This is a genomic window from Hymenobacter sp. DG01 (assembly GCF_006352025.1).
Lineage (GTDB): Bacteria > Bacteroidota > Bacteroidia > Cytophagales > Hymenobacteraceae > Hymenobacter.
On sequence record NZ_CP040936.1, the window covers coordinates 1,715,654 to 1,731,804 of the forward strand.

Genomic DNA, 16,151 nt, shown 5'->3' on the forward strand with positions numbered 1-16,151 from the left:
AAGTCCCTAAGACCTCAAGTCCCCAAGTCCCTATGGAAAAGAAAGTCCTGCAATCCATAGCCGGCATTGAGCTGTACCCGCTCATCTCCCTGGCCATTTTCTTCCTCTTCTTTCTGGGGCTGCTGGTGTACGTGCTGCTGACCAGTCGCCAGCACCTGCAGGCCATGAGCCAGCTGCCCCTGGGCGCCCCCGAAGACGCTACCCCCGATCAAACCCTAGAGTACCACCTTAACCACGACGTGTTATGCTAACCAAGCGCACCTCCCTCCTGACTGTTCTGGGCCTGCTGACCTCTTACCTGGCTACGGCGCAATCCACGGCCGCTACGGGTCCGCAGCCCACCGATATTCTAAGCTGGCTGGCCGGCGCCCTGGCCGTGGTGGTACTGCTGATGGGGCTGATGACGGGCGTATCGTTGGCGACGGCCGCCGCCCAGCCCGACGACCAGGCGGCCCCCGCGGAAGCGGAAACCGCCCCCATGACGGCCTCGGTCGCCCAACCCCAACCCGCCACGCCGGTTCTCACGGCCGCCCCGGCCCTCACCCCCGAGCAGGTTATTGCCGCATGAGACGACTACCTTACCTTTTGACCGGAGCCGGAGCCCTGCTGCTAAGCGCGTCGGCGGCCCTGGCCCAGGCCGCCGACGCGGCCACCCCTACCCCCACCCCGGCCGCCGAGCCCAAGCTGCTGCTGTTCTGGTTTCTGGTGGGTGTGCTGGCCCTGGTGCTGCTGGTGTTTCTGGTGCTGTTTGTGGCCATTGTGGCTCAGATGCGGCCCCAGCTGCGCCGGGTGTATGAGCTACCCTCGGTGCGCCGCTCCTGGAGTGGCAAGGTGCTGGGCCTGCTGGTAGGCGACCCCACCCTGGTACGGGGCGAGGTGCGCGACGAAATTCTGGACCACGACTACGATGGCATCCACGAGTTCGACAACGACCTGCCGCCCTGGTGGAAGTATAGCTTCTACGTGACCATTGTGTTTGCCATCGGGTACCTGGGCTACTACCACGTAGCGCAGGCCGGGCAGCTCAGCCAAGCCGAGTACGAAACGGAAATGCAGCAGGCCGCCCTGCTCGTCTCGCCCGACGCCGACGACCCCAACAAGCTGACCACCTACGAGGCCCTGGCTTCGGCGGCCGATATCAGCAGCGGTAAAACGCTGTTCGCCAGCAACTGCGCTGCCTGTCACGGCCAGAACGCCGAGGGCAAGGTAGGCCCTAACCTCACCGATGAATACTGGCTGCACGGCGGCGAGGTAAACCACGTCTATAAAACCATCAAGTTTGGGGTGCAGGGCAAGGGCATGGTGGCCTGGAAAGGCAAGCTCTCGGGCAAGCAGATTCTGCAGGTCAGCTCCTACATCCTGAGCCTGCAAGGCACCAAACCTGCCGGCGCCAAAGAGCCCCAGGGCGAGAAGGAAGCCCCCACCAAGCCCGTAGCCAAGCTCTAAGTCACTACGTGTGGCCTACCCCGAGCCCCCTCTCCGAAAAAGCAGTGGGGCCAGATGGTCATCAGTATTATCCCATTTCATCATATAAAGCGTAGCTCCCACGCCGGCCAGGCCAGGTAGCCAGTCTTGAGGCCAGAGCCGAAAGGATGGCGCTGAAACGTCAGGCTCCCCCTCTCCTTTTTCCGGAGAGGGGGCCGGGGGGTGAGGCCCCAGACTCATGTCCGTTACCCAGTTCAAACCCGACGACTCCTACCGCGACTCCATTGCCACGGTAGATGCGGAAGGCCGCCGGGTGTGGCTTTACCCTAAGCAGCCCGCCGGCCGGCTCTACAACCTGCGCAAGTGGCTGAGCTACGGGCTACTGGCCCTGCTCTTTGCCGGCCCCTGGCTGCGCATTGGGGGGCTGCCGGTGCTTATGCTGAACCTGCCGGCGCGGCGCTTCATCATCTTCGGGCAAATTTTCTGGCCCCAGGATTTCTTTATTCTGCTGCTGGCCTCGCTCACGTTTCTGGTGTTCATCATCCTGTTTACGGTGGTGTACGGGCGGGCCTTCTGCGGGTGGGTCTGCCCCCAGACCATCTTCCTGGAAATGGTGTTCCGGCGCATAGAGTACTGGCTGGAAGGCGACGCGCCCCAGCAGAAAGCCCTCGACCGCGCCGCCTGGACCTGGAACAAGATCTGGCGCAAAACCACCAAGCACGCGCTGTTCCTGGTCATCTCGTTTCTGATTGCCAACACCTTCCTGGCCTACATCATCGGCACCGAGGAACTGATCAGCATCATCACCGACTCGCCCGCCGAGCACCTGGGTGGCCTGACCTCCATGGTCTTGTTCACGGGGGTGTTCTACGCCGTGTTTGCCCGGTTCCGGGAGCAGGTGTGCACCATTGCCTGCCCTTACGGCCGCCTGCAGGGCGTCCTGCTCGACAAGGACAGCCTGGTAGTAGCCTACGACTACCGCCGGGGCGAGCAGCGCGAGAAGCTGCGCAAAAACCAGGTGCGCACCGCCGGCGACTGTATCGACTGCCATCAGTGCGTGCAGGTGTGCCCCACCGGCATCGACATCCGCAACGGGGCTACCCAGCTGGAGTGCGTGAACTGCACGGCCTGCATTGACGCCTGTAACCGCATGATGGATTTGGCCGGCCTGCCCCAGGGCCTGATCCGGCACGCCTCCGTAAACAACATTGCCGAGGGCACCCGCTTCCGCCTGACGGGCCGGGTGAAGGCCTACTCCACCGTGCTGGTGGTGCTGCTGACCGTGCTGACGGGCCTGCTGGTGTCGCGCTCCAACGTGCAGGCCACGGTGCTGCGCACGCCGGGGCAGCTGTTCCAGAAAACACCTCAGGGCACCATCACCAACCTCTACAACATCTCCGTCATCAACAAAACCAACGCCCCCTACCCCCTCACGCTGCGGGTACTGGAGCCGGCCCAGGGTCGGATTTCCCTGGTGGGCGGCCAGGGCCTGAAGCTGCCGGCCCAGGGCATCGTGGAGGGGGTATTCTTCGCCGAGCTGCCCCGCACGGCCCTGCACCACACCAACCAGCCCCTGCGCATCGGCCTGTATAGCGGCAACCGGCTCATTGCCGAAGCCAGCACCAAGTTCCTGGGCCCGGTGCAGTAGCCCGCTCTCGGTCCGACGGGCAGCGCCCGTCTCGGGGCCGGTTGCCGCCCGCACCTCCAGAGCCACCTGCACATCCTACCCCCTCCCGAGTTTCCAACCTCAGCACGAAGCCAACCGGCCCCGAGACGGACGCTGCCCATCGGACCGGGGCCAGGCTTACTGTATTCAAGATGATGACCATGACTTCTCCTACCAAGCGCACGTTCTGGCCCTACGCCATTATTGCGGCGTTCGTGCTGTTTGCCGGCTTTATCGGCTACCTTGTGCAGCAGGCCATGCGCACCAGCGTGGACCTGGTCAGCCCCGATTATTACCAGCAGGAGCTGGCTTACCAGCAGCGCATGGAAACCGTGGCGCGCACGGCGGCCCTGCCGGCCCCGGTTGAAATTGCGTTTGATGCCGCCGCCGAGCGACTCACGCTGCGGCTGCCCGCCGCCATGGCCGGCCAGGCCGTGAAAGGCCAGCTCCACCTGTTCCGCCCCTCCGATCAGCACCTGGATTTCAGCCTGCCCCTGCAGCTTTCCGCGCAGCTGGAGCAGCAAATCAGCACGGCCCGCATGCAGCCCGGCTACTGGCGCGTGCGCCTGGATTTCACGGCCAATGGGCAGACGTATTTTGTGGAAAGAAATATCACCCTCGGCAACTGATTTTCGTCATGCCCGGCCCGGCAGCAGCGGCCGTACTTGCCTCCCGATTCAAGTACGCTTCATTTCTCTTCCGCTGATGCTCTGGGCCGGTTTTGTTTTTGGGTTATTGGGTAGCTTCCACTGCGTAGGCATGTGCGGCGCTATTGCCCTGGCCCTGCCCGGCCGGCCCGGAGCGTCCCTACCCTCGGGGCGCTACGTGGCCGGCCGGCTGCTGTATAACCTGGGCCGCGTTACCACCTATGCCACCCTGGGCGCCCTGGCCGGCCTGGTGGGCCAGAGCCTGCGCCTGGCCGGGCTGCAGCAGGGGCTGTCCATAGCCTCGGGCTGCCTGATTATGCTGCTGGTGGCCGTGCCCGAGCGCTACACGGCCCGCCTGGCCGGCTGGCTGGGTCTCTCGCGGCCTTTGGGCTGGGTAAAAACCACCCTGGCCGCGCTGTTTCAAAAGACTTCCGGTGGGGCGCTCTACGGCGCGGGCGTGCTCAACGGCCTGCTGCCCTGCGGCCTGGTGTACCTGGCCTTGGCCGGGGCCCTGAGCGCGCCGGGCGTGCTGGGCGCGGCCGCCTACATGGCCTGCTTTGGGCTGGGCACGCTGCCCCTGATGCTGGGCCTCTCGCTGACGGGGCAGCTGGTGCCGCTGCACTGGCGGCGGCGCCTGCGCCTGGCCGTGCCCTACGCCGCCACGGTGCTGGCGGTGCTCTTCATCGTGCGCGGCCTGGGCCTGGGCATTCCCTACCTCAGCCCCCGCCTTGGCCCGGCTCCTACGGCCCACGCGCCCCATGCCCAGCTGCCCCGGAGCGTGCACTACTGCCACTAATCTTCTCCTCCAAGTCCTTCCCTTTACGCCCAGCCTGCGCATGAAAACCATTCTCGTCCCTCTTGACCACACGGCCGCTGCCGAGTACACCCTGGCCTATGCTAACAAGCTGGCCGTGCGCTGGCCCGCCGAAATTGTGCTGCTTTACTGCCACCACGGCGCCGGCCCCGGTCAGCCGCCCACCAACCTGCCCGAGCAGGAGCAGCGCCTGCGCAGCCTGGTGGAGCGCCTGCGCTACCAGCAGCTTACCCGCCAGGATGGGCGCCGCATCCGCTACCACTACCGGGTGCTGGCTGGCTGCCTCCACGACCACGCCGCTACCGAAGCCGCCCGCTGCGCCGCCGACCTAGTGGTAATGGGCCTGGAACACGTTGACTGCAACCGGCAGGCGCCCCCCGGCAACCACGCCGCTGCCATCACGGAGCTGGTGAGCTGCCCGGTGCTGGTGGTGCCGCCCGGCCGCCGCCCTCTGCCCAACCGCCTGGCCCTGGTCACCGACTTTACCTCCCTCGGGCTGAACGTACTCCCCCGCCTCTCGGCCCTGCGGGAGGCCTTTCCGGCCCCCCTGGACCTGGTGCAGTTCTACTCCCCGGCCCAGCGGCCCCAGCGCCGCCATCTGAAGCAGGCCCTGAACCAGGCCGCCGCCCAGCTGACCTGGTCCCTGATTACCCCGCATTTGCTGGAAGATGATGCTCCCCTGGAAGGCGGCAGCGAATTCTGCGCCCGCACCCAAACCCAGCTGCTCATCATTGCGCCCGGCAGCCCGGGGCAGCTGCTGCAGTATTTCGATAGGTGCTACACTACCACCCGGGCCTACCACACCCAGATTCCGGTGCTCGTGCTGCGCGCCACCCAGCGCCCTGCGTCCGTCGAGGCCTGCTGCGAAAAGTGCGCCGAGCGGCTGGCCCAGCAGCCCGCCCGCCGCCTGCTCCCCGATTACGCGGCCATGCACTGGGCCTGATTTTCTTGCTTTTCCTTCTTCTATGATGTCTTCTCCGATGAATATACCTGCTTCTACCCCCGTTCCCGCCAACCGCGTAGTGGTGGAAGACTGGATGCGCCAGTTTCAGGATTGGCTGTGCCAGCAGCTGGAAGCTGCTGATGGCGGTGAGGCCCGCTTTACCGAAGATGCCTGGCGCCACGAAGGCGGGGGCGGCGGCCGTACCCGCGTCATTCAGCAGGGGTGGGTTCTGGAAAAAGGTGGGGTAGCCTTTTCAGCCGTGTGGGGCACCATGAGTGAGCAGGCGGCCCGCGTATTGCTGATGCCTGACCCCGGCTACTTCGCCACGGGTGTGTCGGTGGTGCAGCACCCGCGCAGCCCCCGGGTGCCCATTTCTCACATGAACGTGCGCTACTTCGAGGCCGCCAACGGCGAGGCCTGGTTTGGGGGTGGCCTGGATTTGACCCCGATTTATGTGGATGTCGAGCAGGCCCGCTGGTTTCACGAGCAAATTGAGGCCATGTGTGCCCAGCACGATGCTACCTACTACCCTCGCTTTAAGCAGTGGGCCGATGAGTACTTTTTCCTGCCCCACCGCCAGGAAACCCGCGGCATCGGCGGGCTGTTCTTCGACCGCCTCACGGTGGGCAAGGACGGTTCCTTTGCCGAGCTGTTCGCTTTCGTGCGAGCTGTGGGTGAAATCTATGGCCGCGCCTATTCCACCATTATGCGCCAGAACGCGGCCCTACCCTACACCGAGCAGCAAAAGCAGTGGCAGCTGGTGCGCCGCGGCCGCTACGCCGAGTTCAACCTAGCCTTTGACCGGGGCACCAAGTTTGGCCTTGAAACCGGAGGCCGCACCGAAAGCATCCTGATGAGCCTGCCGCCCCAGTGCGAGTGGCACTACAACCTGCAACCCCAGCCGGGCTCGCCCGAGGCCGCTACCCAGCAGTGGCTCCAAAAGGGCATCGACTGGCTGGCCGCTGATGCCGCTGCCCCCGAGGCGCTTGAGCTTCAGGAAGCGGCGCAAGCTTAGGCGTCTTCTCCGCCCCCGTATTGGCAAGGTTACCCCGGCAACTGCCTGATAAATCAGGCGGTTGCCGTTTTTTATGTTCGGGCGCAGCTATCCGGCCTGGGGCGTCCTATACCGCTCATGGGCATCTTTCCTACCCCCTACGCCCACCCCAACCCGGCCGCTTCCGGCGGTTTGCCGTAAATTGCCGGGCGTTCGTTTGGGGTAGCCGCGCAGGCTCCGGAGCAGGAGCGGCTATGGTAGCCGCCCCGGCAGGAAAGACCACCTAACGTTTCGCTTACCTTTTGGTGTTCCACTCCGTCCGGCCCGCCGGACTTAGCACGACCTTCCTATGTTTGATATGATGGGCATGATGGGCAAAATGAAAGAGCTTCAGGACAAGATGAAGCAGGCCCAGGACCAACTGCAGTACCTCACGGCCACCGCCGAGTCGGGCGGGGGGCTGGTAAAAGCTACGGCCAATGGGCAGCGTCGCCTGCTGAAGCTGGAAATCGACGAAAGCCTGCTCCAGCCCCAGGACCGCGACATGCTGGCTGATTTGGTGGTAGCCGCCGTGAATAAGGTTATGGACGAAGCCGGCGAGAAAGCCAAGGAGGAGCTTAAATCGAAAACTGCGGGCCTCATCCCCAACATTCCGGGCCTCGACCTCGGTGGCTTTGGCCTCTGATGCGGGGGCCGCGACCACCGGCTTTTGCGCCGATGTGGCGGTAGTCATTCTGAACTGGAACGGCCGGGACTTTCTGCGCCGGTTCCTGCCTGCCGTGCTGGCGCACTCCGATGGTGCCACCGTTTTCGTGGCCGACAATGCCTCCTCCGACGACTCAGTGGCACTGCTGGCCCAGGAGTTTCCGCAGGTACGGCTGCTGCAGAACGGAGCCAACCTGGGGTTCTGCGAGGGCTACAATATGGCCCTGGGCCAGCTGCCCGGGTTTCGTTACTACGTGCTGCTCAACTCCGATGTAGAAGTAACGCCTGGCTGGCTTCGCCCCCAGCGCGAGCTGCTGGAAAGCAACCCGCGCATTGCCGCCTGCCAGCCCAAAATCCGTCAGTACAGCGAAGTTCCTGCCGAGCGGCAGCAGTTTGAGTACGCCGGCGCCGGGGGCGGCTACCTCGATGAGCTGGGCTACCCCTTCTGTCGCGGCCGTCTCTTCGATACTCTCGAAGCCGATGCCGGCCAGTACGACGATCCGCGCCCTGTGGCCTGGGCCACTGGCGCCTGCCTGCTGGTGCAGGCCACCGCCTGGCACGAATTGGGTGGCCTGGAAACGGCTTTTTTCGCTCACATGGAGGAAATTGACCTGTGCTGGCGCCTCCAGAACGCGGGCTATGAGGTGTGGTATCACGGCGGCGCTACGGTGTTTCATGTGGGCGGCGGCACGCTCCACAAGTCTAACCCCCGCAAGACATACCTCAACTTCCGCAACGGGCTGGCCCTGGTGTATAAGAACACCCACCCCGCCGAGCTGCCGGCCGTGCTGATCAGCCGGGTAGCTCTGGACTGGGTAGCGGCACTGCGCCTGCTACTGCAAGGTGCTACTCCCGATTTTCAGGCCATCCTGCGGGCGCATTGGCATTTCCTGAAGCGGCTCTCCTACTGGCGCACCCAACGCCGGCAGTTTCCGCCGCGCCTGCGCGCCACGGAGCGGACGGGCGTGTACCAGGGCAGTTTAGTGTGGGCCTATTTCGGGCAGGGGCGGCGCCGGTTTTCGGAGTTGCCCGGCCACCTGCTGCGCTAAAACCAAAGCCCGCCTTTGCCGGGCGGGCAGGGGCGGGCTTTCAGGAAGTTTTCGTTCAGGGTGCTAACCGGGCGGGGCCTATAGGTCCCAGACGGTGCTGCGCTGCCGCCGCAGGGCCCGGCGCACGTTTATCCAGAAGGCCAGGGCAAAGTATAGGACAATGGGCGAGCCAAACGTGAAAAAGGAGGCGTACACAAACGACAACCGGACGCTGCTGGTTGAGAAACCCACCCGCTTGCCGATGGCATCGCAGACGCCGAAGCTCTGCTTTTCAATAAAGTCGGTTAGTCGTTTCATAACTCCTGCTATTCCAGTTGCCGGCAGTGGCTAACCTGATGTTAAAATACAATGATTTGTAGCCTGTGTCAAGCACTTACGCGGAAAGCTCGCCGCAAGATACGTCTGTCGGCTGCCTTTTTCCGTTTGTTGTCTGAATTTCGCGCTACCCCTGCCTGTTGCCCATGAGAATTTCGTTGTTACGCCTAGTACCCGGTGCCCTGCTGAGCGCGTCCTTTCTATCCGCCTGCTCTCCCCTGGCCAAGGTGCTAAAGAATGCCCAGGCCGGCCAGGAAATTACAGTGCAGCCCACAGTGCTGGAAAGTAACGGCGAAAACGTGCTGTTTGAGGTAACGGCCAAAGTACCCGCCAGCCACTTGCGCAAGGGGGCCGCCTACAACCTGGGCCTGAGCTACCGCTACAACAACGGCCTGCGCGAAGACACGGTGGGCCGCCTCACGTTTATCTCCGGCGAGTACCTCTACGATGAGGAGCAGAAAAATAAGCTGGTCATCCGGAAGCAGTTTTCTTTCCCCTACGCTCCCCAAAAAAGCCCCGGTGAGCTGCTGGCCCTCCCCGACGCCCGCGAGACCAAGCCGGGCGGCAAGCGGGTCAAGGGCAAGGAAATCTGGCTTACGCGCGGCATTGTAACTACCAGCCGCCTGGTGGTGCGCCAGGATACGGCCATTGCTCTGCTGCCCGAAACGGCCAGCAACAACATGAGCGGCACCCGGGTGATGCCCTTTTTCTTTGATGCCGGCAAGGCCGAAATCCGCAACTACCTGGGCACGAACGTAGCGGCCCTGGAAGACTTCATTGAGGCCAACCAGCACACCGACAAGGTGATGATTGTGGCCGGTCACTCGCCCGACTCCCTTGACCGCCACGACCCACGCCTGTCCGACAAGCGGGTGCGGGCGCTGCTGAACTACTACAAAAAGCGCGTCGATACCGACTCCTACCTCAATAAAGTCAGCAACATCGATTTTGAGACGGAGGCCTATCACCGCCGGTGGGACTTGTTTCTGAACAAGGTGCAGGAGTCGGCCCTGAAGCCGGCTCAGGTCGATTCGGTGCTGCTGCTTATCAACGATACGCCTGGTTCCTACGCCACCAAGGAGCAAAGCCTGCGCCGGCTTACGTTCTACGACTACCTGGAGCAGTACATTTACCCGGTGATGCGCTTTGGCACCATTGCCGTGCGCTACACCGCGCCCAAACGCTACGACTCTGAAATCTATCTGCTCTCCAAAAAGATTGTGGAGAAGCAAACCGAGGCCGACGCCCTCACGCCCGAGGAGCTGCGCTACTCCGCTACCCTTACCCCCCTGCTGGCCGAAAAGCAGCGCATTTACGAAACCTCGGTGGCTACAACCGGCCTCTGGCAGGCCTACCACAACCTGGCCGTGGTGTTGCTGCAGCGCTCTGAAAAAGAAGTAAACCCGAAGGTGCAGCGCGCCTACCTGCGGCGCTCGGCCGTGAACTTCACCCTGGCTGCCCACCGCAACCCCACCGCCGAGCTGTTCTACCGCGTGGGCAGCGCCTACCACCGCGCCGGCGACAAGCTGGAAGCCCTGCAGAACTACGACTACGCCATCAAGCTGGGCGGACCGCGGGCCGTACTCAGCAAGATTTTCTCCGATAAGGCCGCCCTGGAAATTGAAATCGGTCAGCTCGATGACGCCCTGCGTAGCCTGAGCTACAGTTCCAAAACCTACCAGAACATCATGAATCGGGCCCTCATCTATGTGCTGAAGGGCAACTACCAGGGGGCAGCCAACATCTACGCCGAGGCCATTGCCCTCCGCCCCCAGGACCCGCTGGTGTATTACTGCCTGGCCATTGTGGCCGCCCGCCAGCAGAACGAGCCCGCCATGGCCATGCACCTGCGCCGCGCCGTGCAGCTCAGCCGCACCTACGCCAACCGCGCCGTGGAAGACCTGGAGTTCCGCGACTTCGCCAAGGGCAAGCAGTTTCTGGAGGCGCTACGGTAGCTACTGGCTGAACCGTTTAGATTTACTCATGCAATGAGAACTCTAAATTCAATCTTACTCAACGAAACCGCCATACTTAGTTTGGCAGGCTATATCATAGCGGCGGCAGCCATTCTCTTTGGTGTAATTATAGGTGGTGTAGGAGTGGTGCTTTTGATAGGTAAAGTGGATTCAAAGCCACTAAAAGCCGTTGGCATTTTTTTACTGCTGCTGACGCTGTGCTGCTTTTCCTTTGCTTACTCACTATTCGGGTGATACTGGTAATACTATGGATACTGGGCGAATGCATTGCTTGTCCGTCCCGGTTACTCGTCGTAGCTTTACGCGCCGGTTTAGAGCCGGCTTTTTCTTTCTGATCTGACAAGCACCTGACAAGTATGCGGACCATCCAATTCCGGGAAGCCCTGCGTGAAGCCATGTCTGAGGAAATGCGCCGCGACCCGCGCGTGTTTCTGATGGGCGAAGAAGTAGCCGAGTACAACGGCGCCTACAAAGTAAGCCAGGGCATGCTCGACGAATTCGGGCCGGAGCGCGTGATTGACACGCCCATTGCTGAGCTGGGCTTCGCCGGTATCGGCGTGGGCGCGGCCGCCAACGGCCTGCTCCCCATCATCGAGTTCATGACCTTCAACTTCTCGTTGGTGGCTATTGACCAGGTGATTAACTCCGCCGCCAAAATCTACTCCATGTCGGGCGGGCAGTACTCCTGCCCCATCGTGTTCCGCGGCCCCACCGGCAATGCCGGCATGCTGTCCTCGCAGCACTCCCAGAACTTCGAGAACTGGTACGCCAACACCCCCGGCCTGAAAGTGGTAGTACCCTCTACCCCCTACGACGCCAAAGGCCTGCTGAAATCGGCCATCCGCGACGCCGACCCGGTTATCTTCATGGAGTCGGAGCTGATGTACGGCGACAAGGGCGAAGTACCCGAGGAAGAGTACCTCATTCCGATTGGCAAGGCGAACGTAGTGCGCGAAGGCGAATCGGTAACCATCGTGAGCTTCGGCAAAATGATGAAGGTAGCCCTGGCCGCCGCCGACGAGCTGGCCAAGGAAGGCATCAAAGCCGAAGTAATTGACCTGCGCTCCGTACGTCCTATCGATTACGACACGCTGGTAGAATCGGTGAAGAAAACCAACCGCATGGTGGTGGTAGAAGAAGCCTGGCCGCTGGCCAGCATCAGCTCGGAGCTGGCTTACATAGTACAGCGCCGCGCTTTCGACTACCTCGACGCCCCCGTGCTGCGCATCACCAACATGGACGTGCCGCTGCCCTACGCCCCTACCCTCATTGATGCTGCTCTCCCGAATGTGGAGCGCACGGTGAAAGCAGTAAAAGAAGTACTCTACGTAAACCGCTAATCCAGGCTCCGGCATCCCCGGTTGCCTTTTGGTTATAACACAAAAAAGCCCGCTTACAGCGGGCTTTTTTGTGTTCCTGCCACTCTTCTGGCCCTGCCCGACCTCGGCTTCCGGCCCGGGCCTCAGGGTTTGGGCTGCCTCGGGGGGTAGGCAAATAGCGTAGCCTCCCGAACAGGCCGGATTCTGACGAAGAAGGTCGGCGCCCCCGCCAAGAAGCAGAACAGGAGGGGCAGAATTTTTATGTACCTTTTGCCCAAAGCTACGCTTGTTCTCTCCCCTTATGAATCATCGGTTACACCTCCGCTTCGAGCAGCTCGAACACGCCACCACCCGCTTACTTCAGTCGGTTGCCGCACTAGGCGACAAGGCCCGGCAAGCACCAGGTCCGGGGCAGTGGTCGGCCGTGCAGGTAGTGCAGCACCTGGTGGTAGCCGAAACAGGTATTGGCCAGTACATGGAGAAGAAGCTGTTGCAGGCCGATGCGCTGGCCAAAGCCGGGGTAGGCTCCATCCTGAAATCGTGGCTGCTGCGCGCGCTGCTGCGGCTGCCATTTACGCGCTTTAAGGCGCCTGCTCAGCTCACCCAGCTTACGCCCGCAACTATTCCGCCGCTCCCGGAGCTGCAGGCCGAGTGGGAAGCCGTCCGCCGCCGCTTGGAGCGCCTGCTCAATGAGTATCCCGGCAACCTCCTCGACCGCGCCATCTTTAAGCATCCCCGCTCCGGTATGCTCACCATCTACCAGACCCTGGACTTCATGCTCGACCACGTGCTTCACCACCAGAAGCAGGTAGAACGCATTGCAAAAGCCGTGGCCTAGGCTAACTAACGCGAGCCGGCGCCTACCAGAGCCCAAACCGCCAGGGGTTCAGGGTCCGGTAGGCGCCGGCAGATGGCAGCTTATGGGCTGCTAGCTGGGCTTGCGAACAATAGCAGCGTACGACTCGTGCCGGGGCAGTTCCTGCATCAGGGCCGTGATTTCGGCGGGCGGCACCACCAGTTTGCGGGCCCGCAGATCAAGCCAGGCGCCTTCCACGGCTACAGTGGCGGCCGGGCGGCCATCAGCCTTGTGCAGGGTATGGATGATGTTCCACCGGGAGCCGTCTTCACTCAGGCCCGAAAGCTCCCCGGTTACGCGCAGCGCTTCGTTAAGGTGCAGCTCCTTCAGGAAGCGGGTATCCTCCCGAAACAAAATGGGTCCAAGGCTCAGCTGCGCGAAGCGCTGCAGCGTGAAGCCATGCTGGGCCAGGTACTCAATGCGGTGCTGAGCGGCATAATCGGCGTAGGCCGAGTGGCGCATGTGCCCATTAGGGTCCATATCGGCCCAGCGCACGGTGTACATACGTTCAAAAACAGCAGACATACGAAAGGAAATATAAGTGGTAGGCCGCCCCGCCGGGGCGCCTGCCAAGCAGCCGCCCGCACCAGTAAACAGCCCGTGATTTAGCGCACTGTCAGCCGAACGAGGTACTGCTGCTGGTCGTCTTCCTCCAGAAACTCCACCTCATAGCCGGCGGCTTCGGCGTAGTCCTGCAGCAAGGCCGGGTCGGTGAAAATCCAGTGGAAAGCCGGGCCGGTTTCGTTGGCGTACTGCATGGTGTACTCTACCTCGCCGTAATAGGGCGCGTTCAGATCAAACACCAAGGCCCCTTCCTCGTCTTCGTAGAGGTAGCTGATGTCGGAGGAGGTAGCCAGAATCTGGCCGCCGGGCGTCAGCAGGTGCTTGGCATGGACCAGAAAGCGCTCCAGGCCGTCCAGCGTACCCACCAGCCCGATGCCGTTCATAAGCATAAGAATGGTATCGAACTTTTCGCCCTGGGCAAGCGCCGCATCGAAAATATCGTGGCGGGCCACTTCCTGTACGCCGCGCTGCTGCATTACCTGCACGGCACCCGCCGAAACATCCACAGCCTTCACGGCGAATCCACGCTGCTGCAGCTCCAGAGCATGGCAGCCGGCCCCGGCGCCCAGGTCAAGTACCCGGCCGCGGCACTCTTCCAGCGCCGTGCGCTCCATTTCGGGCATTTCCCAGAGGGAGCGGAAGAAGTACGCGGCGGGCAGTACCTCTTCATCGGCCACGGAGCTGTGCACGGCTATGGTGGCACTCAGGTGGCCTTGCTGATATGCAAGCAGCGCCTGGCCTATGGGGTCGGGGGTAGGGGTAGCAGTAGGTGACATCGACATAACGGCAAAGATACGCGGCGCGGCCCGGCCCGCTGATGCCGGCCGCGAACTTCCCCGTCCTGAACTCGTTACAGAACCCTACTCCTGCTGTTCCTCCATGCCGTCTTCTAGCCTGCCTAAACGCCTGGTTAAGGGCAATTTGCCCACGAAATTATGCCTGACCTGCGGACGCCCGTTTGAGTACCGTAAAAAGTGGCGCGCCTGCTGGGACGAGGTGAAGTATTGCGGCGAGAAGTGCCAGCGCAACCGCCCGCCTACCTCTTCCGCCGCCTGAAAGGGCCGGGCACCCGCCCGGCTGCGTGCATCCTTTCCGGCGGCGGCTGCGTTGTGAAGCTCAGCAACCACTCTCTTCGCTTTCCACTCATGTCAACCAATCTCGACTACCTCGACCCGGCCCTGCAGCCGCTGGCAGATAAGCTACAGGCGTACCTGCAAACCGAAAAGGAGCTGCAACGGGCCGAAGTAAAAGCTACCGACCTCACGCACCGGAACCAGCCCGCTCCTACCCCCATCGACTACGAGCAACGCTCGGCCGCCGGCAGCTACGACCAGTCGCACGAAGAAATACGCCTCAGCCTCCAGCACCTGCGCGACGAGCTTGACCAGCTGCGCCAGGAAATAATTACGCTGCTTCCAGTGCACGATGAATGGATTAAAGTAAACCTAGGTTACGGCCCTAGCCGGGTAGGTGCTTTCAGTACTACGCCCGCTGATGCTCCTGCTAGCTATGAATTGCGCGTAGTAGTGTAAAAAGAAAAACACCCTACCACCCCGGAAGCCCCTGCGCTACGGGGTGGTTTTTTGCGCTTACCGGGCTACACTTTTAAGATGCGGTACACACTAAGCCTAAAGCACCCTCAGTGTGTATAGACAATGCTGTGATTATCAGCAATAAAAAAAGGGCGACTAGTAGCCGCCCCCTTTTCCACAACCAAAACACCTAAAAAACTATTCTTTCGTTTTACAGATGATCAAATACCGGGCCAAATTGCATTAACCCTGTCTGATCATTTGTGCGAAGAACAGCATTCATAGTGTCTACACGATATAGAGTCGGAAGTGGGGCCTTGGGGTTGCATGGGGATACAAAAAAAGTAGCGAGCCGAAGCTGCTTGGTCGAAGCGACTTGCGGCGCATGCTGGGTAGCTTGTTTCCGCGTGGGCTGGTAACCCGGTGACGAAAAGAGCTGAATACCGTATTTTGCGCAGTTTTTGGCCGGTTTGTTCGGCCCGTTCTTCTTTCTTCACTCCCTGACTCCTACCCGTATGGAAGCGCCCAACCCCGACTTTATGCGCGAAGCAATTCGCTTATCCATTGAAAAAATGCAAGCTGGCTACGGCGGGCCTTTTGGGGCCGTGGTCGTCAAGGACGGACAAATTATTGCCCGGGGCTTCAACCAGGTTACCAGCACCCACGATCCTACCTGCCACGCCGAGGTAGATGCTATTCGCAAAGCCTGTGCAACGCTTGGTACTTTTCAGCTCGACGACTGCGACCTGTACACCAGTTGCGAGCCGTGCCCCATGTGCCTGGGAGCAATTTATTGGGCCCGCCCGCGCCGCGTGTTCTACGGCAACACCAAGCAGGATGCCGCCGCTATTGGCTTCGACGACCAATTTATTTACGAAGAATTAGAGAAGCCGCTAAGCGCCCGCCACATCCCAATGGTGGAATTACTGCGCGACGAAGCAGGGGCCGGGTTCCGGGCCTGGGAGCAGCACGAGGGCCGCACCGATTATTAAACTTTATTTATAGACTTTAGCCTGTTCATCCCACATCAGCAAAACCCCGTCCTATTCCTGGAATAGGACGGGGTTTTGCTTTTACTTCCTTTTTAAGTCACAGGAGCATATAAAATAGAATGAAACTCTTTTTGCGCTCGGATTATTAACGCATCATACGTCAAACCAGCCCAAGAGTAATATATAACTAAAATAATATACGCTTTGAGTAAAAAGCTTTTACTGTCTGTCTTTTTTCTTTGGTTTTTAGCAACTTCAGCCCCAGCCCAAACGGGCAGCTGGAATCCACCCGGGGCCACGGCCGCCTACCCCCGTACCCTACTTACACCAGCCGCCATACCGGGCAGCCGCGGG

At 61.5% G+C, this 16,151-nt stretch carries 20 protein-coding genes; 17 read left to right on the forward strand and 3 right to left on the reverse strand.

The window, feature by feature from the left end; all coding sequences use genetic code 11:
• Positions 1-32: 32 nt before the first annotated feature.
• The 10 genes from FGZ14_RS07340 (at position 33) to FGZ14_RS07385 (ending at position 8,243) form a co-directional block, all read left to right on the forward strand.
• Positions 33-251 carry a hypothetical protein gene (locus FGZ14_RS07340; RefSeq protein ID WP_139922851.1) on the forward strand — a complete coding sequence of 73 codons (219 nt, stop codon included), beginning with the start codon at positions 33-35 and terminating at the stop codon, positions 249-251.
• On the forward strand, positions 245-568 hold the full coding sequence (locus tag FGZ14_RS07345; protein WP_139922852.1) for a hypothetical protein: 324 nt from the start codon (positions 245-247) through the stop codon (positions 566-568). The genes FGZ14_RS07340 and FGZ14_RS07345 overlap by 7 nt, the downstream gene beginning before the upstream one ends.
• Positions 565-1,446, forward strand: coding sequence for a cbb3-type cytochrome c oxidase N-terminal domain-containing protein (locus tag FGZ14_RS07350; protein ID WP_139922854.1), 882 nt, complete (start codon positions 565-567; stop codon positions 1,444-1,446). Before FGZ14_RS07345 ends, FGZ14_RS07350 begins: the two co-directional genes overlap by 4 nt.
• A gap of 217 nt (positions 1,447-1,663) precedes the next feature.
• The gene (gene ccoG / locus FGZ14_RS07355; RefSeq protein ID WP_139922856.1) at positions 1,664-3,073 is read left to right on the forward strand and encodes a cytochrome c oxidase accessory protein CcoG; all 1,410 of its coding nucleotides are present in this window, start codon (positions 1,664-1,666) and stop codon (positions 3,071-3,073) included.
• Between the two features lie 170 nt (positions 3,074-3,243).
• Entirely contained in the window at positions 3,244-3,720 is a 477-nt protein-coding gene (locus tag FGZ14_RS07360; protein WP_139922858.1) for a FixH family protein, read from the forward strand.
• A 76-nt stretch (positions 3,721-3,796) separates the two neighbouring features.
• A complete protein-coding gene (locus FGZ14_RS07365; RefSeq protein ID WP_139922860.1) occupies positions 3,797-4,534 on the forward strand; it encodes a sulfite exporter TauE/SafE family protein in 738 nt (245 codons plus the stop codon).
• A gap of 40 nt (positions 4,535-4,574) precedes the next feature.
• Positions 4,575-5,495, forward strand: a complete 921-nt coding sequence (locus tag FGZ14_RS07370; protein ID WP_180754524.1) for a universal stress protein — start codon at positions 4,575-4,577, stop codon at positions 5,493-5,495.
• A 22-nt stretch (positions 5,496-5,517) separates the two neighbouring features.
• Positions 5,518-6,510 (forward strand): oxygen-dependent coproporphyrinogen oxidase, encoded by a 993-nt coding sequence (gene hemF, locus FGZ14_RS07375; protein ID WP_257883366.1) that lies wholly within the window; start codon positions 5,518-5,520, stop codon positions 6,508-6,510.
• Between the two features lie 328 nt (positions 6,511-6,838).
• On the forward strand, positions 6,839-7,174 hold the full coding sequence (locus tag FGZ14_RS07380) for a YbaB/EbfC family nucleoid-associated protein (RefSeq protein WP_139922864.1): 336 nt from the start codon (positions 6,839-6,841) through the stop codon (positions 7,172-7,174).
• Entirely contained in the window at positions 7,164-8,243 is a 1,080-nt protein-coding gene (locus tag FGZ14_RS07385) for a glycosyltransferase family 2 protein (protein ID WP_257883367.1), read from the forward strand. The genes FGZ14_RS07380 and FGZ14_RS07385 overlap by 11 nt, the downstream gene beginning before the upstream one ends.
• Before the next feature lie 78 nt (positions 8,244-8,321).
• Here the strand turns inward: FGZ14_RS07385 and FGZ14_RS07390 are convergent, their stop codons facing one another.
• Positions 8,322-8,540 carry a PspC domain-containing protein gene (locus FGZ14_RS07390; RefSeq protein ID WP_139922866.1) on the reverse strand — a complete coding sequence of 73 codons (219 nt, stop codon included), beginning with the start codon at positions 8,538-8,540 and terminating at the stop codon, positions 8,322-8,324.
• A gap of 164 nt (positions 8,541-8,704) precedes the next feature.
• Here FGZ14_RS07390 and FGZ14_RS07395 point away from each other — a divergent pair, with 164 nt between their 5' ends.
• The 4 genes from FGZ14_RS07395 to FGZ14_RS07410 all read left to right on the forward strand — a co-directional run bounded on the left by FGZ14_RS07395 (position 8,705) and on the right by FGZ14_RS07410 (position 12,691).
• A complete protein-coding gene (locus FGZ14_RS07395; RefSeq protein ID WP_139922869.1) occupies positions 8,705-10,513 on the forward strand; it encodes a tetratricopeptide repeat protein in 1,809 nt (602 codons plus the stop codon).
• Between the two features lie 33 nt (positions 10,514-10,546).
• Positions 10,547-10,768: a hypothetical protein gene (locus FGZ14_RS07400; protein ID WP_139922871.1), complete on the forward strand. Its 222-nt coding sequence runs from the start codon at positions 10,547-10,549 to the stop codon at positions 10,766-10,768.
• 122 nt (positions 10,769-10,890) lie between these two features.
• A complete protein-coding gene (locus FGZ14_RS07405; RefSeq protein WP_139922873.1) occupies positions 10,891-11,874 on the forward strand; it encodes a pyruvate dehydrogenase complex E1 component subunit beta in 984 nt (327 codons plus the stop codon).
• Positions 11,875-12,154: 280 nt separating this feature from the next.
• Positions 12,155-12,691 (forward strand): DinB family protein, encoded by a 537-nt coding sequence (locus FGZ14_RS07410; RefSeq protein ID WP_139922875.1) that lies wholly within the window; start codon positions 12,155-12,157, stop codon positions 12,689-12,691.
• A 90-nt stretch (positions 12,692-12,781) separates the two neighbouring features.
• On the opposite strand, the gene FGZ14_RS07415 is transcribed toward FGZ14_RS07410, so the two are convergent.
• Positions 12,782-13,234, reverse strand: coding sequence for a thioesterase family protein (locus FGZ14_RS07415; protein WP_257883368.1), 453 nt, complete (start codon positions 13,232-13,234; stop codon positions 12,782-12,784).
• A gap of 80 nt (positions 13,235-13,314) precedes the next feature.
• Positions 13,315-14,055, reverse strand: coding sequence for a bifunctional 2-polyprenyl-6-hydroxyphenol methylase/3-demethylubiquinol 3-O-methyltransferase UbiG (locus tag FGZ14_RS07420; RefSeq protein WP_257883369.1), 741 nt, complete (start codon positions 14,053-14,055; stop codon positions 13,315-13,317).
• Positions 14,056-14,152: 97 nt separating this feature from the next.
• Here FGZ14_RS07420 and FGZ14_RS07425 point away from each other — a divergent pair, with 97 nt between their 5' ends.
• The 3 genes from FGZ14_RS07425 to FGZ14_RS07435 all read left to right on the forward strand — a co-directional run bounded on the left by FGZ14_RS07425 (position 14,153) and on the right by FGZ14_RS07435 (position 15,797).
• On the forward strand, positions 14,153-14,329 hold the full coding sequence (locus FGZ14_RS07425; protein WP_180754525.1) for a DUF2256 domain-containing protein: 177 nt from the start codon (positions 14,153-14,155) through the stop codon (positions 14,327-14,329).
• Positions 14,330-14,418: 89 nt separating this feature from the next.
• Positions 14,419-14,805: a hypothetical protein gene (locus tag FGZ14_RS07430; RefSeq protein ID WP_139922877.1), complete on the forward strand. Its 387-nt coding sequence runs from the start codon at positions 14,419-14,421 to the stop codon at positions 14,803-14,805.
• 539 nt (positions 14,806-15,344) lie between these two features.
• Complete coding sequence (locus FGZ14_RS07435; protein ID WP_308217171.1) at positions 15,345-15,797, forward strand: nucleoside deaminase; 453 nt, start codon at positions 15,345-15,347, stop codon at positions 15,795-15,797.
• Positions 15,798-16,151 lie beyond the last annotated feature (354 nt).